The 17,669-nt window shown below is 74.7% G+C and carries 14 protein-coding genes, 1 tRNA gene and 1 pseudogene; 8 read left to right on the forward strand and 8 right to left on the reverse strand.

Annotation, left to right across the window (positions count from 1 at the left end; translation table 11 throughout):
* Window positions 1-5: 5 nt before the first annotated feature.
* Window positions 6-347 carry a DUF5713 family protein gene (locus OHA99_RS03515; RefSeq protein ID WP_153176778.1) on the reverse strand — a complete coding sequence of 114 codons (342 nt, stop codon included), beginning with the start codon at window positions 345-347 and terminating at the stop codon, window positions 6-8.
* A gap of 79 nt (window positions 348-426) precedes the next feature.
* Between OHA99_RS03515 and OHA99_RS03520 the strand changes: the two genes are divergently transcribed.
* Together OHA99_RS03520 and OHA99_RS03525 are read left to right on the forward strand one after the other, a co-directional pair.
* Entirely contained in the window at window positions 427-1,224 is a 798-nt protein-coding gene (locus OHA99_RS03520; RefSeq protein ID WP_153176779.1) for an N-formylglutamate amidohydrolase, read from the forward strand.
* Window positions 1,225-1,313: 89 nt separating this feature from the next.
* The gene (locus tag OHA99_RS03525; RefSeq protein WP_405693968.1) at window positions 1,314-2,537 is read left to right on the forward strand and encodes a cytochrome P450; all 1,224 of its coding nucleotides are present in this window, start codon (window positions 1,314-1,316) and stop codon (window positions 2,535-2,537) included.
* Between the two features lie 27 nt (window positions 2,538-2,564).
* On the opposite strand, the gene OHA99_RS03530 is transcribed toward OHA99_RS03525, so the two are convergent.
* From OHA99_RS03530 to OHA99_RS03540, 3 genes are all read right to left on the reverse strand, one after another.
* A complete protein-coding gene (locus tag OHA99_RS03530) occupies window positions 2,565-3,065 on the reverse strand; it encodes a hypothetical protein (protein WP_164381448.1) in 501 nt (166 codons plus the stop codon).
* Window positions 3,062-3,637, reverse strand: a complete 576-nt coding sequence (locus tag OHA99_RS03535) for an RNA polymerase sigma factor (protein ID WP_042822734.1) — start codon at window positions 3,635-3,637, stop codon at window positions 3,062-3,064. The genes OHA99_RS03530 and OHA99_RS03535 overlap by 4 nt, the downstream gene beginning before the upstream one ends.
* Before the next feature lie 71 nt (window positions 3,638-3,708).
* Window positions 3,709-5,142 (reverse strand): S8/S53 family peptidase, encoded by a 1,434-nt coding sequence (locus OHA99_RS03540; RefSeq protein ID WP_405693973.1) that lies wholly within the window; start codon window positions 5,140-5,142, stop codon window positions 3,709-3,711.
* Between the two features lie 194 nt (window positions 5,143-5,336).
* On the opposite strand from OHA99_RS03540, the gene OHA99_RS03545 reads away from it, so the two are divergent.
* Window positions 5,337-8,231 (forward strand): CHAT domain-containing protein, encoded by a 2,895-nt coding sequence (locus tag OHA99_RS03545; RefSeq protein WP_381499327.1) that lies wholly within the window; start codon window positions 5,337-5,339, stop codon window positions 8,229-8,231.
* Window positions 8,232-8,321: 90 nt separating this feature from the next.
* On the opposite strand, the gene OHA99_RS03550 is transcribed toward OHA99_RS03545, so the two are convergent.
* Entirely contained in the window at window positions 8,322-10,172 is a 1,851-nt protein-coding gene (locus OHA99_RS03550) for a LuxR family transcriptional regulator (protein ID WP_366471451.1), read from the reverse strand.
* A gap of 72 nt (window positions 10,173-10,244) precedes the next feature.
* Between OHA99_RS03550 and OHA99_RS03555 the strand changes: the two genes are divergently transcribed.
* Window positions 10,245-11,324: a hypothetical protein gene (locus tag OHA99_RS03555; protein WP_153176785.1), complete on the forward strand. Its 1,080-nt coding sequence runs from the start codon at window positions 10,245-10,247 to the stop codon at window positions 11,322-11,324.
* Between the two features lie 228 nt (window positions 11,325-11,552).
* Here the strand turns inward: OHA99_RS03555 and OHA99_RS03560 are convergent.
* Window positions 11,553-11,626, reverse strand: a tRNA-Pro gene (locus tag OHA99_RS03560).
* 158 nt (window positions 11,627-11,784) lie between these two features.
* On the opposite strand from OHA99_RS03560, the pseudogene OHA99_RS03565 reads away from it, so the two are divergent.
* A pseudogene (locus tag OHA99_RS03565) lies at window positions 11,785-12,779 on the forward strand (bile acid:sodium symporter family protein).
* A gap of 128 nt (window positions 12,780-12,907) precedes the next feature.
* Window positions 12,908-13,282, forward strand: coding sequence for a cupin domain-containing protein (locus tag OHA99_RS03570; RefSeq protein WP_405693977.1), 375 nt, complete (start codon window positions 12,908-12,910; stop codon window positions 13,280-13,282).
* Here the strand turns inward: OHA99_RS03570 and OHA99_RS03575 are convergent.
* Window positions 13,252-13,908 (reverse strand): response regulator transcription factor, encoded by a 657-nt coding sequence (locus OHA99_RS03575; protein WP_007389157.1) that lies wholly within the window; start codon window positions 13,906-13,908, stop codon window positions 13,252-13,254. The genes OHA99_RS03570 and OHA99_RS03575 overlap by 31 nt on opposite strands.
* Window positions 13,909-13,931: 23 nt before the next feature.
* On the reverse strand, window positions 13,932-15,659 hold the full coding sequence (locus tag OHA99_RS03580) for a sensor histidine kinase (protein ID WP_381499283.1): 1,728 nt from the start codon (window positions 15,657-15,659) through the stop codon (window positions 13,932-13,934).
* Window positions 15,660-15,794: 135 nt separating this feature from the next.
* On the opposite strand from OHA99_RS03580, the gene OHA99_RS03585 reads away from it, so the two are divergent.
* Window positions 15,795-16,748 carry an ATP-binding cassette domain-containing protein gene (locus tag OHA99_RS03585; protein ID WP_165683876.1) on the forward strand — a complete coding sequence of 318 codons (954 nt, stop codon included), beginning with the start codon at window positions 15,795-15,797 and terminating at the stop codon, window positions 16,746-16,748.
* 6 nt (window positions 16,749-16,754) lie between these two features.
* Window positions 16,755-17,585, forward strand: coding sequence for an ABC transporter permease subunit (locus OHA99_RS03590; RefSeq protein ID WP_153176790.1), 831 nt, complete (start codon window positions 16,755-16,757; stop codon window positions 17,583-17,585).
* Window positions 17,586-17,669 lie beyond the last annotated feature (84 nt).

Here is a 17,669-nt window from a genome sequence, read left to right on the forward strand (position 1 = left end):
CCTCTTCACCACTCCCGTGGGGCGATCAACTCCTCCGGGTCGGCGTCCGCGAAACCGTAGGCCTGGGCGACGAACCAGAAGTCCTCGCCGATCTCCTCCCGGGCCGTGGTCTCGATCTCGCTGCCCGCCTCCTCGAAGGCCGCCTCCAGCTCGTTGAACTCCTCGGTGGCCGCATGGGTCAGCGTGTAGAGCGCCGTCAGGTCGCCCGGCCGGTCCGCCTCCACGCGGGCGCACAGCCGGAGCAGGATGTCGCGGCCCCGGTCCACCACCCCGTCCGGGAAGTAGTCGTCCTCGTACAGTCCCGCCAGAAACCGGTGTGCGGCCACCCGCTGGTTGGTGATCGGCATGAAGCCCCCTGTCCTCGCTGCCCGGTACCGTCCCCGTGATCCTGCCGCACCCCACTGACAACGCCCTCGGAGCCGCCCCGTGACCGACGCCCCGCCCGCCTTCGAACTGCTGCCGGGTGCCCCGCACTCTCCCGTGCTCCTGCACGTGCCGCACTCCTCCCGCACGGTCCCCGCCGACGTCCGGCCCGGCATCGTCCTGTCCGACACGGAGCTGGAGCGGGAGCTGGACCACATGACCGACTCGCACACCGCCGAGATCGCGGGGCGGGCCGCCGAACTGGCCGGCCTCACGCCGTGGCGGTTCGTGAACCGGGCGTCGCGGCTGGTGGTCGACCCGGAACGGTTCCCGGACGAGCGGGAGGAGATGACGGCCGTCGGGATGGGCGCCGTGTACACCCGGACCTCGCACCGCGAGGTGCTGCGCCCGGACGGCACGGACCCCGAGCCGCTGCTCGAGCGGTACTTCCGGCCGTACGCGCGGGCCATGACCGAGGCGGTCGCCGACCGGCTCGCGGCCACCGGACGGGCCGTGATCATCGACGTGCACTCCTACCCGACCGAGCCGCTCCCCTACGAGCTGCACGGCGAGGGGCCGCGCCCGCCCGTCTGCCTGGGCACCGACGCGTTCCACACGCCGCCCGGGCTCCTCGCCGCGGCCCGGAAGGCCTTCGCCCCGTGCGGGGAGACCGGTCTGGACAGCCCGTTCGGCGGGACCTACGTGCCGCTGGACTTCTACGGGCGGCGGGCCGAGGTCGGCGCGCTGATGGTGGAGATCCGCCGGGACACCTACATGACCGAGCCGGGTGGTCCGGCCGGGCCGGGGCTGTCCCGGCTCGCCGAGTCGCTCGCGGCCCTCGTGGACTCCGTGACCGCCTGACCCGCCGGGCCTCCGCCCCGCCGGCCACCGCCCACCGGCTGGAGCACTTCCGCGCGACAGCCGGGTGGGTGCGCGGCGAGGGTGGGGGGATGACGCAGGAGACCACGACGCTCACCGGCCAGTCGCCGCCCCCGGTACGGGACTGGCCCGCCCTCGACCTGGACGGCCCGGAGTTCGACCCGGTCCTCGCCGATCTCATGCGCGAGGGGCCGCTGAACCGCGTCCGGCTCCCGCACGGTGAGGGCTGGGCCTGGCTGGCGACGCGGTACGACGACGTGAAGGCGATCACCAACGACCCGCGCTTCGGACGGGCCGAGGTGACACAGCGTCGGATCACGCGTCTCGCCCCGCACTTCAAGCCCCGCCCCGGCTCGCTCGCCTTCGCCGACCAGCCCGACCACAACCGGCTGCGGCGGGCGGTCGCGGGGGCGTTCACCGTGGGCGCCACGAAGCGGCTGCGGCCCCGGGCGCAGGAGATCCTCGACGGTCTGGTCGACGGGATGCTCACCGAGGGGCCGACCGCGGACCTGGTCGAACGGGTGCTCGAACCCTTCCCCATCGCCGTCGTCAGCGAGGTGATGGGCGTGCCGGCCGCCGACCGGGAGCGCGTGCACTCCTGGACCCGGCAGATCATCTCCACCTCCGGCGGCGCCGAGGCCGCCGAGCGGGCCAAACAGGGCCTGTACGGGTGGATCACCGAGACCGTCCGCGCCCGGGCGGACAGCGACGGCGACGACGTGTACTCCATGCTGCGCGCCGCCGTGGGCCGCGGCGAGGTCGGCGAGACGGAGGCCGTCGGGCTCGCGGGGCCGCTTCAGATCGGCGGCGAGGCCGTCACCCACAACGTCGGCCAGATGCTGTACCTGCTGCTCACCCGCCCGGAGCTGATGGCGCGGATGCGGGAGCGGCCCGAGGCGCGCGGCACGGCCCTGGACGAGCTGCTGCGCTGGATCTCGCACCGCACCTCGGTGGGCCTGGCCCGCATCGCCCTGGAGGACGTCGAGGTGCACGGCACGCGCATCGCCGCGGGCGAACCCGTGTACGTCTCCTACCTGGCCGCCAACCGCGACCCGGAGGTCTTCCCGGACCCGGACCGCATCGACCTGGACCGCGAGCCCAACCCGCACGTGGCGTACGGCAACGGGCACCACTTCTGCACGGGTGCCGTGCTCGCCCGGATGCAGACCGAACTGCTCGTCGACACGCTCCTGGGACGGCTGCCGGGGCTGCGGCTGGCGGTCCCCGCCGACCAGGTGGCCTGGCGCCGCAAGACCATGATCAGGGGCCCGCGCACGCTGCCCTGCACCTGGTAGACCCGGGTAAGGGGGGCGGCGGTGCGCTCAGGCCCGCAGCCACTGAGTGACGACCACCTCCCGGCCGGTCCGCAGCCGCAGTGCGAACGGTCCGGCCGGCGGGGCCTCGCCGGTGAACCGGCCCATGGCGTCGGCCGTCAGCCGCGCGTGTGCCCGCGGACCGCTCAGCACCTCGATACCGGCGGGGCCCGGCGGCAGCAGCTGGCCGATCATGCCGTCCGCGGTCACCTCGACGTCGACGGTCACCCCGTCCGTGCTGAAGGTCAGCATCCGCGGCGGGTCCGACTCGCCCCTGACGGGGATGGCGTCCACCAGCGAGTCGAAGGTCAGCTCGGCGACGCGGGCCTCCAGGTCGTGCAGGGCGAACGCGTCGACCGCGACGCGCCGCAGCTCGGCCGGGACCGGGTCCAGGATCGCGGCGGCCTGCCGCAGTTCCTCCTCCAGGAGACCGTCGTGCAGCTCGCCGTCGCGCTCACCGTACGCGGCGCGCTCGTCCTGCTCGTCGTACTCGTCGTTCAGGTCGCTCATTTCGTCCCCCGTGCCTCCAGCCGGGCCCGCAGCCGGCGCAGACAGCGCTGGCGCATCGGCCCGATGCTGCCCACCGCGATACCCAGCGCGGCGGACACCTCCTGATAACTGGGCGGTGGCGAGGAGATCAGCACCCGCAGCAACTGGCGGCACCGCTCGCCCAGTTCCTCGAACTCCTGCCACAGCAGCCGTACGCGCTCGGTCTGCGCGGCGGCCTCCTCGGAGTCGAGCACCGACTCCTCCGGCGTACGGTCGTCGCTCGGCCGGTCGAGCAGCTGTGGATCGTCGGTCGGCGTCCACCGCCTGGAGGCCTTGAGCAGCTTCAGGCACTCGTGCCGCGCCGTGCTCGCCAGCCAGGAGCCGGTCTTCTCCGGTTCCCGGATCCGGCCCAGGTTCTGGGCGAAGCGGAACCAGGCGGTCTGGTACACCTCGTGCGCGTCGGCGTCGGACAGCCCGTGCGACCTGGCCACGGACCACACGAGCGGGCCGAGCCCGTCCACCAGTGACTTCCAGGCCGCCGCGTCCCCGTCGGCCGCCGACTGGACGAGCGCCCCGACATCTGCACGGTCCACGGTCCCACCCCTCGTGTACGACGTGCCATCGTACGCCGTGGAGCGGGTGGTTCCGACCGCCATCAGGCCGTTCACGACCCACCGGCCGACGGGTCCACGGAGAGCGGGTGCCAGGTGGGCGGCAACAGCGCGGGCACGTGCGCACCGCGCACCTCGGCGTACTCGGTGTTGGCCGCGAGCAGTTGCCGGCCGGCCGCGCGCGGGTCGGTCTCCTTGTGCGCCGTCATGTGCGAGGCGACCAGACCCGCGACCACCGGGGTGGCGAAGGAGGTGCCGCTCCACTGCGCGTGCCCCTCGAACATCACCTGGTCCGGCTTGGCCGGCGCCTCCCCCGATTCGCTCAGCACTCCGCTGTGGCGGGGGTACTGGCAGGTGCAGGCGTAGGCGAAGCCGTACCGGCAGGCGTCGTAGGTGGAGTGCTGGTAGACGTACGGCACGGGCGTCCCGAAGCCGGTGAGGGCGCTGGTGAGGCGCTCGCCGGGGGCGTAGGCCCGCACCCAGCCGCCGTGGTTGCTGAAGCAGGCGCCGAACTCGCCGTCGGAGCGCAGTGCGCCGATCGACAGCACGGAGTTCTCCCAGCCGGGCAGGGTGGCGTAGGCGGCGGGCCAGAAGGGGGTGGCGCTGGCGTTGTTGCCCGCGGCCGCCACCAACAGGGTTCCCTGGTCGCGGAGTTCCTCCATGAAGGCGTGGACGCCGAGCAGTCCGTCGGTGCGGCCGTTGGAGGTGCCGGCGGAGAGGCTGAGGATCTCGGGCCAGCCGCCGCGGTCGACGGCCTCGAAGAGCTTCTCGCCCAGCTCGGACTCGAGGATGGCGCCCGCGTCGTTGAGGGTGTTGCGGACGGTCACGTCGGTGTTGGGCGCGACGGCCGCGACCAGTCCGGCGATGAAGGTGCCGTGTCCGACGTACTGGCACAGGACGCCGTCGTCGTCGCACTCCCTGATCTGGGCGTCGCCCTCGGTGTGGGCCAGCAGCGGGTAGGACCGGTAGTCGTGCATGAGGCCGGTGTCGACGACGAGGACGCCGACGGCGGTTTCGGCGTCGTACGGCGCGCCGTCGGGGGCCGGGTTGGGCGGCTCGCTCAGCGGGACGGGCACGGGTTCGTCGCCGGGGCAGGCGTTGACCGCGATGGAGACGACGTGGTTGCGGCTGATCAGCCGGCGGCCCGCGCGGCCCTCCATGGTCCTCAGGGAGCGCAGGGCGTGGGCGACGGTGGGATCGCCGCCGCCGTCGCCCTCGGCCGGGTCGGCGACCTGGATGCGGGTGATGCCGGTGCGGTTGGTCTCGGGGCTCGCCCGGCGCACGTGGTCCGGTGTCAGGTCGGACATGGTGGTGAAGTGGTCGCGCACGGTGTCCTCGACGAGGCGGGCCTCCTCGCCGTCGCGGGCGAGGACGACGCCCTTCTCGTACAGGAACTCGGCGGAGTCGTCCGGGCCCATCGCCAACGGGACGTCCGGCATCGAGCGCTGGATCTGGTCGAACTGCTCGCGGAATCGGTGTGGTGCCATGCTTGTCCTCCACTGAGCCGGCGGCGGTGACGACGGTGTGGGCCCGCGGTCGTGACCAGGGTGGTGGCTGCGGTCGTCAATCAGAGTCCCGGGGCGGCCGATTGATACAGACTCGAACCTGTGTGGCGTGGTTCCGGAGCACTACCATCCGTGGGGTGACAGCGCGAAACGACTCGGTTCTCGAACTGCTGCCGATGGTGTTCGCCGCCCCGGGCGAAGCGCTGACGCGGGCGGAGGAGGTGCTCGGCGCCGATCCCTCGCCGCTGCACGCCTCGGTCGCCCATCAGGTGATCGGCATCTGGCAGCGGGACTTCGGCGACACCCGGCGGGCCCTGGCCCATCTGCGGCGCGCCCGCGACCTCGCCGCCCGCGCGGAGTCGGCCGAGCGGGAGGCGGACGTGCTGGCCACGCTCGGGGTCGCGCTGGTGCACGCCGGGCGTACGCGGGCGGGGCTGGAGGCGTTCGAGCGGGGCGTGGCGCGCGGGAGCGGTCACACGCGGGCGCGGGTGCTGTACCGGCGGGCGTACGTGTGGTGGGTGCTCGGCCGGCACGGCGAGGCTCTGGAGGACGTACGGCGGGCGATCCCGGTGCTGCGTCAGGTGGACGACGTGATCTGGACGGCGCGGGCGCTGACCCTGCGGGCGACCGTGCACCTGGCCCAGGGCGCGGTGGAGCGGGCGGACGCCGACTTCACGGCGGCGGAGGCGCTGTGGGACACCACGGGCCAGGAGCACGACAAGGCCGACGCGGTGGAGAGCCGGGGGCTCGCGGCGTTCCGGTCGGGTGACGTGCCGGCGGCGCTGCGGCTGCTCGACGAGGCGGCGGAGCGGTACGCGAAGCTGGGCACGCCGACGTTCATGCTGACCATCCGGCGCTGCGAGGTGCTGATGGCGGCGGGGCTCGCCACCGAGGCGCTGGCGGAGGCGGACGCGGCGGTCGCGGCGCTGGACGGGATCGGCGGGCAGTCCACCCGCAAGGCGGAGTTGCTCCTGGTGGCCGCGCGGGCCGCCCGGCTGGCGGGAGAGCCGCAGACCTCGCTCGCGCGCGCCGCCGTCGCCGTGCGGCTGTTCGCCGGGCAGCGGCGCACCTGGTACGAGACGCACGCCCGGCTGGTGCTGCTCGAGGCCCGGGTCGCCACGGGGCGCGGGTCGGGCCGGCTGGTCGCGGACGCGGCGGCGGTGGCGGAGCGGCTGGCGGCCTTCGGGGCGCCCGCCGCGCCGGAGGCCTCGCTGCTGGCGGGCCGGATCGCGCTGGACCTCGGCTGGCGGGCCGACGCGGAACGGCATCTGGCGGTGGCCGCGCGCAGCCGGCACGGCGGGCCGCCGCTGGCGCGGATGACGGGCTGGGCGGCGCAGGCGCTGCGGGCGCGGGCGGCCGGGTCGGCTCGAGGTGTGCTGGAGGCCTGCCGGCGCGGTCTGGACGTCCTCGACGACCACCGGATGACGCTGGGCGCCTCGGAGCTGCGGGCCCGGGCCACCGCGCAGGGCGCGGAGCTGGCGGCGCTGGCGCAGCGGGCGTCGCTGGTCTCGGGCGGGCCGCGGCGGCTGCTGGGCTGGAGCGAGCGCTGGCGGGCTACGGTGCTGTCGGCGCCGCCGACCCGGCCGCCGGCCGATCCGGTGCTGCTGACCGCCATGACGGCGTTCCGGGAGCTCGCGGCCCGCGCGGAGGAGGCCCGGTCGGACGGCGGCCGGCCCGCGCCCGCGCTGGAGCGCGAACAGCGGCGCCTGGAACGGGAGATCCGCTCCCGCACCCTGCACATGCGGGGCGAGGCACCGGACGACGGCGACCGGTTCGACGTTCGCCGGCTGCTGCGACGGCTGGGCGACGACGTGCGGCTGGTGGAGCTGGCGGTGCTCGACGGACGGGTGCAGGTGCTGCTGTGCGGGCAGGGGCGGGTGCGGCGGTTCGAGGCCGGACTGCTGGCCGACGCGGAGGCGGAGGCGGAGCACGTACAGGCCGGTCTGCGGCGGCTGGCGCATCCGGGCGCCGAGGCGCGGCTGCCGCTGATGGAGGCCGCGGGCGCGCGGCTCCAGCACCTGCTGCTGGGCCCCGCCGCGGCGCACCTCGGCTCCGGGCCGGTCGTCGTGGTCCCGCCCGGCCGCCTGCACCGGGTGCCGTGGGCCCTGCTGCCCGCCCTGCGCGAACGGGTCCTGAGCGTGTCGCCGTCGGCGAGCAGCTGGCTGCGCGCGCGGGACACCTCTCCCCCGCCCGGCGGCCGTCAGGTCCTGGTCCGCGGCCCGGGCCTGGCGACCGGCGGCGCCGAGATCACGGAACTCGTGCAGCGGTACGGGGCGGCGCGGACGCCGGCGGCCGGGGAGGCCCGGCGCCCGCCGACCGGGGGCGACGGGTACGGGACCCCCGGCGGGTCGGCCGGCACCGCGCCCCGGAACCGGGCGACCGACGACGGACCCCGGCCCGGGACGACCGACGGTGGGGTTCCTGCCTCGACGGTGGGTGAGGGGGAGGCGTCCGTGACGGCCGGCTCGGGGAGCGCCTCCGCGGCAAGAGGCGAGGGCGCGCCGGGTTCCGAGCCGTGCGCCAACGAGCGCGCCGCGGACGGCCGTTCACCGCGCGCGGGCACGGCACAGGTCCCCGACGCCCCGGTCCCGCGCAGTGGGCCCACCGTGTTGGAGGAGGACGCGGCGCGGGTGCCCAGGGTGTTGCGGGAGCTGGACGGGGCCGCGTTGGCCCACATCGCGGCGCACGGGACCTTCCGGGCCGACAGCCCCTTGTTCTCTTCGCTGCGGATGGCGGACGGGCCCCTCATCGTGCACGACTTCGAGCGGCTCGACCGCAGCCCGTACCGGATCATCCTGCCCTGCTGCGACACGGCGCGCTTCGCGTCGGTCGGCGCCGACGAGCTGCTCGGCCTCGTCACGGCGCTGCTGCCGCTGGGCACGGCCGGGGTGGTGGCGTGCACCGCGCCGGTCAACGACGCCGCCGCGGTGCCGCTGATGCTCGCGCTGCACAAGGGGCTGGACGCGGGCCTGTCCCTGGCGGAGGCGCTGCGCGACGCGCGGGCCTCGCTGCCGGGCGACGCGGTGCACCAGGCGACGGGGTGGGCGTTCACGGCGTTCGGGGCGGCCTGAGACACCGGCCCGAGGTACTGGCCCGAGGGTTCGGCCCGAGGTACTGGCCCGACGTACTGGCCCGAGGTATTGGGTGCCCCGGCCGTCCGGTCAGGCGGGCAGCGGCTCGGGAAGTTCCGGCAGGTCCGTCAGCCAGGGCAGGGCGCCTCGGTCGCCCGCGCCGAGGCGGGTGTAGGCGCCGTAGAGGTGGTTGCCGACGGTGCGGACGGAGAGGGTGAGCCGCTCCGCGATCTGCCGGTTGCTCAGGCCCGCGGCGGCGAGCGTGACGATCTGCCGCTGACGGGCGGTGAGTTCGCCGAGCACCAGGCCGGACAGCGCGGGGGTGCGGGCGCCCTGGCAGCGCCGGGCGAGGGCCGCGGCCCGGGTACGGGCGGTGCGGGCGGCCCGGGGGTCGCGGTGGGCGGGCACCGCCTGGGCGCTCGCCTCGGCCGCGAACAGGAGGAAGCCACGCCGTTCCAGTTCCTCCGCGACCCGGTCGAGCGCGGGTCCGTCCCGGCGCGCGAGGGCGTCGGCGTGCGCGGCGAAGGCCCCGGTCAGCCGGCCGGTCACCCGCTCGGGCGCGCCGAACCGGACGGCGTCGTACGGGTCGCCCGCGACGGCCGTCCGGACCGCCTCGGCGAGGTCACCGCGCGCGGCGGCGGCCCAGGAGGCGCCGGCTCCCGCCGTACCGCCGCTCCCTGCCGGGTCGTCGCCCGACTGTGCGACGGCCAGGGCGAGTTCGTCGCGGCAGGCCGCGTCGTCGTGACCGTCCCGCAGGCCCGCGCGGGCCCAGGCCGCGGCGTCGCGCAGCCGGCCGCCCAGCCGTGCGTAGCGGGCCCGCAGCGCCGGGTAGGCGGCCGGCAGTGGCGCTCCCTCGGCGGCCAGCCAGTCCCCCACCGGGGTCTCGACCGGCCGTACGTCCGCCTGCTCGACGCGCAGGGCGAGGAGGGCCCGCTCCGCTTCCAGGGCGGGCCCGGTGCGGTCGGGGGTGCGGGCCAGGCGCCGGGCCCGCAGCCGGCCCGCGGCGGCACGCAGCACCGGGCCGTGCAGCGGGTGCGCGAGACGGGTGGCACCGTCGCCGTCAACGGTGACCAGGCCCTCGGCCTCGAGGTCCTCCAGGGTCCGCAGGTCGAGGGCGTCGAGGTCCGGGTCCAGGGGCAGCGGCTCGGCGAAGGCGAGGCGGTCGAGGGTCTCCCGCTCCTCGGTGCGGACCCGGTCGAGGACCCGGGCGGTGCGCTCCCGTACCGCCCGGGTGACCGGCACCGGCCCGCGCCACGCGCGCTGGTCCGTGCCCGGCACCGGCACGAGCAGCCCCTCCTGGCGTACGGCGGTCAGCAGTTCACGCAGCAGCCGCAGGTCGCCCCGGCTCAGGCGGTGCAGCCGGTCGACGGTGAGCGGCTCCAGGGCGGTGTCCGCGCCCGCCGCGAGGAGTTCCGCGGTGTCCTCGCGGGGCAGCGGTGCCAGGGCGAGGCGCGGCAGCAGTTCCCCGGACCACAGCCGCGACACGGCGTCCGGTGCGGGGACGCCGTCGGTGGCGACGACCAGGAGACGGGTGCGGCCGTGCACGGCGAGCTGGTGCAGCAGGGCGGCGGAGGAGTCGTCGAGCAGATGGGCGTCGTCGACCAGCAGCAGCCGTACGCCGGACAGGAGGTGGACCGCCCGGTGCAGGGTGACGGTCTCGGGCAGCAGGTGGGCGAAGGCGGCGAAGGGGATGTCCCGGGTCTCGGGTGTCCCGGCGGCCCTGGCGCAGTCCGCGCCGCGTACGGCCTCCGTGACGAGCCTGGTCTTGCCCGCACCGGCCGGGCCCGTCACCACGAGGCCGCTCCGTCCGGCCGCCACGGACCGCCGCACCAGCCCGAGTTCGTCCGCCCGCCCGGTGAACGGCCAGGGGGCGTCCAGCGCCTTCGTGTCCCGCGGAGAAGTCGTCACAGTCGTCACGGGAACATGAGTCGGCCTACTCATCCTTGATACAGGGTGACTTGAGTACCCCTCGACTCAGGCGCCGGGGGCGGCCCGGACGGCACGCTGGCGACCATGACCGCACGCTACTGCTCGCTCGCGCGGCAGCCCGCCCCCGTGCTCGCGCCGGGGCTGGCCGCCGAGCGGGCCGCCGCGCTCGTCGGCGGGCAGCGGATGTGGGTCAACGGAACCGTGCTGCACTACTGCTTCCTCGGCGGCGACATCGACGCCTCGGTGGTCCCGATGCCGGGCACCGGCCGGCCCCGGCGGGGTTCGTGGGTGGGGACCGAGGAGCAGCGGGACGTCGTGCGCGACTGCTTCCGGGAGTGGCGGGACCTCGGCATCGGGCTCGGTCTCACCGAGGTCCGCGACCGGTCGGAGGCGGAGCTGCGCATCGGCTTCCAGCCCGGCGACGGGTCCTGGTCGGCGGTGGGCAAGGACGCGCTCCGGGTCGGTCTGAACGACCGTACGATGAACTTCGGCTGGGACCTGACCGCACCGGGTGAACGCGCGACGGCCCTGCACCAGATCGGGCACGCGCTCGGCATGCTGCACGAGCACCAGAGTCCGTTCGCCGGCATCCTCTGGGACGACGAGGCCGTCTACGCCGAGCTGGCGGGCCCGCCCAACCACTGGAGCCGGGAGCGGACCTTCCACAACATCCTGCGCAAGCTCGACGACGACGAGGCCAACGGCCCCGTCTGGGACCCGCAGTCGATCATGGAGTACCCGTTCCCGTCGGGTCTGATACTGGAGCCCGAGCACTACCGCTCGGGTCTGCGACCGCCCGGTGTCCTCTCCGCCGCCGACAAGGAGTTCGCCCTGCGCTGGTACCCGCCCGCCGGCCGGCCCGGTCCGCTGGTGCCCTTCCGCTCGGTGCCACTGGGTCTCGGACCCGGCGAGCAGGCCGACTTCCGGGTGGATCCGCCGGAGACCCGCGAGTACACCGTGGGCACCTTCGGCGACAGCGACGCCGTCGTCGTCGTCTTCGAGGAGCGGGACGGCGTGCCCCGCTACTTCACCGGACAGGACGACGGGGGAGACCCCCGCAACGCCACGATCAGGGCCCGTTTCGTCAAGGGCCGCCGCTATGTCGTCCGGGTGCGCCTGTACTCCTCGTGGGGTGCGGGCGAGACGGCGGTCATGTACTGGTGACCGCACGGCTCGCAGACGCCCGGGCGCCGTGGTCACGGACCGGCGCCGGGGGCCGGCCGCGGAACGTCTCCTTCGGGGGAGGGCGGACGTTCCGCGGCCCACGCCGTGTCCGCCGCTGGGGGGCGGCGGACACGGCCATTCGTCCGAGGAGACCGGGCGGGGCGGGGCCCGTACCCAAGTGAAAAGGGTCTCCGCGAGCTTCCGCCCGCGAAGACCCTTCGCAAACCGTCGGGACGACAGGATTTGAACCTGCGACCCCTTGACCCCCAGTCAAGTGCGCTACCAAGCTGCGCCACGTCCCGGTACGCGATCCGTGTTGTCCATAATCGGCGTTGTCCGTGATCGCGCTGGTCAAGCCTACCGCATTCGGTAAGGGGACGAAGCAGCCGGCCACCCGCTCGGGCGATCACATGACGAGACGGCTTTGCGCCGCCCCGCCCACCGGGCGTTACCTCGCACGGTGCGTAGCGAAAGAACCGAACGAACAGACCGAACAGACCGAACCGACGGAACCGGGCACCTCGGCGGCGAGGCGAGCGGTGACCGCTCCGCGCGGCGTGCCGTCACCGTCTTCCCGGTCCTCGTCCTCCTGGCCGGCGCCCTCGGCCTGCTGCTCCCCGGGAGTTTCACCGGGTGGAGCGAGGCGGTGCCGTACCTGCTCGGTGTCGTGATGTTCTGCATGGGCATCACCATGACCCCGGAGGACTTCCGCGGAGTCGTGAAGCGTCCCTGGGCGGTGGCACTGGGTCTGGTCGCAACTACGTCATCATGCCGGGGCTCGGCTGGGCGGTCGCCCACCTGCTCGACCTCCCGCCCCAGCTCGCCGCGGGCGTGATCCTGGTGGGCTGCGCACCCAGCGGTACGGCGTCCAACGTGGTGACCTACCTGGCCCGCGGCGACGTCGCCCTGTCGGTCTCCGTCGCGACCGTCTCCACGCTGGTCGCTCCGCTGGTCACCCCGCCGCTGACGCTGCTGCTGGCCGGCGCGTACCTGCCGGTGGACGCCGGGTCCATGGTCACCGACATCCTCAAGACGGTGCTGCTGCCGGTCCTCGCGGGCGTCGTCGTACGGCTCCTCGCGGGACGGTACGTCCGGCGGGCGCTGCCGGCACTGCCCTGGCTGTCCGCGCTGACGATCGCCGTGATCGTGGCGGTCGTGGTGGCGGGCAGCGCGGACGCCATCAAGTCGGCCGCGGGGCTGGTCCTCGTCGCCGTCGTGCTGCACAACGGGCTCGGACTCGCCCTCGGTTACGGCGCGGGGCGCCTCGGCCGGCTGGGCGAGCCCGGCAGCCGTGCCATGGCCTTCGAGGTCGGCATGCAGAACTCGGGCCTCGCCGCGTCGCTGGCCACCGCCCATTTCAGCCCCCTGGCGGCGTTGCCGGCCGCGGTGTTCTCCGTCTGGCACAACGTCTCCGGTGCGGTGGTCGCGGCGTGGTTGTCGCGCCGGGGGCGGTGACGGGAGCTGCGGTCGGCTGAGCGGGGGGGCCGTGACCTGCCGGCCGCGACGAAGTGTCCGCGCACCGGGCCGGATCCCGCACACCCTGTCTCCCCCGGCGCCCCGCACGGTCCGGTTAGCGTCGCGGCATGACCCACAGCTTCGTTGTCCACGTCCCCGACGCCGAGCTCGAACCCGAGCCGCTCGCCCCCGGCCAGATCGTGTCCGGCACGCCCGAGGTGACCGGGAGGGTGATCTGGGAGTCACCGGACGGACGTCAGGTGCGGGGCGTCTGGCAGATCACGCCGGGCGTCGTCACCGACACCGAGGCGGACGAGATGTTCGTCGTGCTGAGCGGCTCGGCCACCATCGAGGTGGCGGACGGTCCGACCCTCAGTGTCGGACCGGGAGACCTGGCCGTGCTGCGCGAGGGCGACCGTACGACGTGGACGGTGCACGAGACGCTGCGCAAGGCGTACGCGATCAACCTCGGTCAGGCGTCCTCGACCAGCCCGGCCTCGTAGGCGACGATGGCCGCCTGCACGCGGTTGCGCACCCCCAGCTGCTGGAGGATGGCGCTGACGTACGCCTTGATCGTGCCCTCGACCAGGTACATGCGCCGGGCGATCTCGGCGTTCGACAGGCCGGACCCGAGCATGGCCAGGACCTCGCGCTCCCGTTCGGACAGTACGGCGACCCGCTCGCCCGAGGCCGACGAGCGGGGCGAGGGCGCCCGGCGCAGTTCGGTCATCAGCCGGCGGGCGACCAACGGGGAGAGGCAGGCGCCCCCGGCCGCCACCGCGCGCACCCCGGAGATCAGGTCCCGGGGGTCGGAGGCCTTGAGCAGGAACCCGGCCACCTGCTGGTCCAGGGCCCGCTCGATGTAGCGGTCCTCACCGAACGTGGTGAGGACGATCACCGCGGTGTCCGGGTTGGTGGTCCGCAACTCGCCGGCGGCCGCGAGGCCGTCCAGCTCCGGCATCCGGATGTCCAGCAGTGCCACGTCGGGGCGGTGTCTGCGGGCCAGTTCGACGGCCTCGCGTCCGTCGGCGGCCTCGGCGACCACCTCGATGCCGGGCTCGGTGGTGAGGATGGCGCGGACGCCGGCCCGCACGATGCTCTCGTCGTCGGCGACCAGTACGCGGATCATCCGGTCCTTCCGGTGGTGGGTGTTCAGAGTCTGTCCTTGGTGATCAGGACGTCGTCCGTGAAGCACAGGCGGTACATCGTGCCGGTGAGGTCGAACAGGCCCTCGCTCGCCCGGTAGTACTCGCATGCGGCGCCGGGCGGGGCGGCAGGTTCGGTCAGGGTGGGCGGCGGCTCGCCGATCCGCCGTGCCGGAAGCACCGCCTCGAGTTCCGCGCGCGTCTCGCCGAGCCGGACGCGCCCGTAGTCCCCGGGCGCGAGTGACGTGGTCGCCGAGGTGGCGACGTAGAGGCCGGTGAGGAGGGCCGCGATCGCGACGCCGAGCAGCACGGGCAGCAACGCGGCCCGCCGGGCGTCGCCGCGCAGCCGGGCCCTGGTGCGCAGCAGCGCCGTCCGCGCGGTGCTCCGCCCCGGCCGGGCGCCGACGGCGCGGGCGGGGTCCCCGGACGGTGCCGCGTACGCGTCCCCTTCGTCGTCCGCGAGCACGGCCCGGGGTGCCTCCGGCGGCCGGCTAGTCGCGTCGGCACCGTACGGAGCGGTGGTCGTCGGTGGTGGCGCCGACGGGGTGTGCGGGAGCCGTGCGCGCACCTCGAAGCGGTTCCCGCGCGGGCCCGCCCGCAGCGTGCCGCCCGCCAGGCGCACGCGTTCGTCCAGGCCGATCAGTCCGGCACCGCTGCCGGTGGCGGCGCGGCTCCCGGCGCGGCGCGGCGTCTCGTTGACGACCGAGACCACGGTCTCGTCCGGCCGGTGGAGCACCCGTACGGAGACCGGTGCGCCGGGCGCGTGCTTGGCCGCGTTGGTCAGGGCCTCCTGGACCACCCGGTAGGCCGCGAGGCCGGCCAGGGTGGGCACACCGGGTTCGGGGGCCGCGGGGGCCGCGCCCTCCTCCCGGAAGTCCACCGGCGTGGCCGCCCGCTCGAACCTGCGCACGAGCCCGGCGATCGACTCGTGGGCGGGCACCAGGGAGGGGCCGGCGGAGCCGCCGTCCTCCCGCAGCAACCCGATGGCCTCGTGCAGCCGCTCGGTGGCGAGGGTGCAGCGCTCCCGCAACTGGACGACGACGGCCCGGTGTTCGCCGGGCAGCTCCCTGGACAGTTCGAGTCCGCCGGCGAGCAGGGCCATGGCGCTCAGCTCGTGGCCCAGGGAATCGTGGATGTCCTGGGCGATACGGGCCCGTTCCCGGTGCCGCGCCTGCTCGGCGACGAAGCGCTGGCGCCACTCCAGTCGTTCGGCGTGCTCCCAGCCCGCGTGGGCCAGCGCGGCGCGCTGCCTGCGCCAGTTGCCGGCCCACCACGGCAGTACGCAGGAGGCGAACTGGAGCATCAGCAGGCTCAGCGTGTCCTTGGCCTCGGCCACCGCGCCGACCAGCAGGATCCCGGCCACCGTGGCGCCGGCGAAGACCAGTTGGGCGGGCCGGATCCGGGCCACGCGGCGGCCCGCGCTCCAGCTCAGCACCGCGGCCGCCACCGCGGGCCAGGCACCGGCGCCGAACCACGGCAGGAAGAGGGCGAGCAGCGCCGCCGCCAGCAGGGACACCGCCGGAGCCGCACGCCGCAGGGCCACCCCGGCCGTGACGACCAGACAGGCGGTGAGCCAGACGGCCGGGGCGGCGGCGGGCACCCTCGTGTCCAGGGCGGACGGGGCCAGCAGGACGAGGAGCAGCCCGTGGTCGCCGGGCCGGGTGAAGGGGCGGTCGGCGGCCACGTCACGCAGGAGTTGCCCGGTGAGCCGGCGTATGTCCTGCCATCTGCGCATGCCGGAACGCTACAAGACCGCCTCCCGCCCCGGGACCTGCCGAAAGTCGATGGGTTCGCTGCCTTTCGCCGGATGTCACCGCCGCTCCTGTCTCCCTAGCGTTCCGGGCATGCCACTGGAAGGAGCGATCGCACCATGATCACGTCGGAACGGCTGACCAAACGGTACGGCGACAAGGCGGCCGTCTCGGACCTCTCGTTCACCGTCGCCCCGGGGAAGGTCACGGGCTTCCTCGGGCCGAACGGCGCGGGCAAGTCGACCACCATGCGGATGGCCGTCGGCCTCGACACACCGACCTCGGGCCGGGTGCTGGTGGGAGGCAAGAGGTACGGGGAACTGCGCCACCCGCTGCGCAGCGTCGGCGCGCTCCTGGACGCGCGGGCCTGCCACCCCGGCCGCTCGGCGCACCGTCATCTGCTCGGTCTGGCCCGCAGCAACGGCATCCCGGCCTCCCGGGTCGGCGAGGTCCTGGAGACCGTCGGGCTCACGGAGGTCGCCGGAAAGCGGGTCGGCTCGTACTCCCTCGGGATGGGCCAGCGGCTGGGGATCGCGGTGGCCCTGCTCGGCGACCCGGAGGTGCTGCTCTTCGACGAGCCGGTCAACGGCCTCGACCCGGACGGCGTGCGGTGGGTGCGGGAGCTGATGCGCTCGCTGGCCGGGGAGGGGCGGACGGTGCTGGTCTCCAGCCACCTGATGAGCGAGATGCAGGAGACCGCCGACCACCTCCTGGTCATCGGCCGGGGACGGATCCTCGCGGACGCCCCCATGGACGAGGTGATCGCGGGCAGTTCGCTGACCGCCGCCCGCGTGCGGACGCCCGAGCCCGAGGCCCTGGAGCGGGAACTGCTCCGGCGGGGCCTACGGGTCGACCGGGACGAGGGCCTGGAACCCGGCGAACTCGTCGTCGTCGGCGCCACCCTGCGGGAGATCGGCGACCTGGCGTTCACCCACCGGCTCCCCGTCCACGAGCTGAGCATGCGCCGGGCCAGTCTGGAACAGGCGTACATGGAACTCACCGCGGACAGCGTGGAGTTCGGCTCGCCCGCCCTGTCCCCGCTCCTCGACACCCCCACCACCCCGAAGGTCTGATCCGGTATGACGAAGACAGCACGGACTGCGCGGACGACACCGACGACGCAGACGACGCGCCCCCGGCCCACGGGCCCCGGCAGGGGCGGCGGGTTCAGGGGCGCGCTCGCGTTCGAGTGGACGAAGCTGTGGAGCGTGCGGGCCACCTGGTGGAACCTCGCCGTCGGTCTCCTGCTCACCGTGGGCTTCGCGGCGATGGTCGGCGCGTCGGCCGACGCCAGCGCGAAGAAGGGCATCGACGTCACCATGCCCGCCCCGCACCACGCGTCGCAGGCGTTCCTCATCTCCCAGCTCACCGTGGTGGTCCTGGCCACCCTGGCGCTGACCGGCGAGTACTCCAGCGGCTCCGTCCGCACCACCTTGCAGGCCGTGCCGGCGCGCGGCCGGATGCTGCGGTCCAAGACGATCGTCGTCACGGCCGTCGTGGCGGTGGCGGGCTGCGTGTTCAGTGTGCTGGGCACCCTGGTCGCGGCGCCGCTGATGAGCGGTCACGGGGACTACACCGGCGGCGAGCTCCTCGGCACGGCGCTCGGTGCCGGCGTGTACCTGGCCGCCCTCGCGGTGATGTCGGTGGGCATCGGCAGCCTGCTGCGCAGCGCGGCGGGGACGATCACGACCCTCATCATGGTGCTGCTCGCGCTGCCCCAGCTGATGGGCGTCGTGGGGGCGCGATGGCTGGAGACCGCCTCCGACTACATGCCGAGCGTCGCGGGCACCGTGCTGCTCACGCAGGACCACGACCCCTACGGCGGCGGCGCCGCGCTGACGGTCCTCGTGGTGTGGTCGCTCGTCTGCTACGGCGCGGGGTCCGCGGTGCTGCGGCGGCGCGACGCCTGACCCCGCGCCGGGGCTTTGTCCTGTCAAAAGGTTGACATGATGCCGACGTGCCGCAGAGGGTGGGCGGGTCAGAGCAGGGACCGG

Origin of the sequence: Streptomyces coelicoflavus, from assembly GCF_045041415.1 — a bacterium.
GTDB classification, from domain to species: Bacteria; Actinomycetota; Actinomycetes; order Streptomycetales; family Streptomycetaceae; genus Streptomyces; species Streptomyces coelicoflavus.

Coding starts and splice junctions, on each gene's coding strand:
- OHA99_RS03530 (WP_164381448.1), bottom strand. CDS start 3,065: ATGAGCGACCTGAACGACGAGTACGACGAGCAGGACGAGCGCGCCGCG.
- OHA99_RS03545 (WP_381499327.1), top strand. CDS start 5,337: ATGGTGTTCGCCGCCCCGGGCGAAGCGCTGACGCGGGCGGAGGAGGTG.
- OHA99_RS03540 (WP_405693973.1), bottom strand. CDS start 5,142: ATGGCACCACACCGATTCCGCGAGCAGTTCGACCAGATCCAGCGCTCG.
- OHA99_RS03525 (WP_405693968.1), top strand. CDS start 1,314: ATGACGCAGGAGACCACGACGCTCACCGGCCAGTCGCCGCCCCCGGTA.
- OHA99_RS03555 (WP_153176785.1), top strand. CDS start 10,245: ATGACCGCACGCTACTGCTCGCTCGCGCGGCAGCCCGCCCCCGTGCTC.
- OHA99_RS03570 (WP_405693977.1), top strand. CDS start 12,908: ATGACCCACAGCTTCGTTGTCCACGTCCCCGACGCCGAGCTCGAACCC.
- OHA99_RS03575 (WP_007389157.1), bottom strand. CDS start 13,908: ATGATCCGCGTACTGGTCGCCGACGACGAGAGCATCGTGCGGGCCGGC.
- OHA99_RS03590 (WP_153176790.1), top strand. CDS start 16,755: ATGACGAAGACAGCACGGACTGCGCGGACGACACCGACGACGCAGACG.
- OHA99_RS03585 (WP_165683876.1), top strand. CDS start 15,795: ATGATCACGTCGGAACGGCTGACCAAACGGTACGGCGACAAGGCGGCC.
- OHA99_RS03550 (WP_366471451.1), bottom strand. CDS start 10,172: ATGAGTAGGCCGACTCATGTTCCCGTGACGACTGTGACGACTTCTCCG.
- OHA99_RS03515 (WP_153176778.1), bottom strand. CDS start 347: ATGCCGATCACCAACCAGCGGGTGGCCGCACACCGGTTTCTGGCGGGA.
- OHA99_RS03580 (WP_381499283.1), bottom strand. CDS start 15,659: ATGCGCAGATGGCAGGACATACGCCGGCTCACCGGGCAACTCCTGCGT.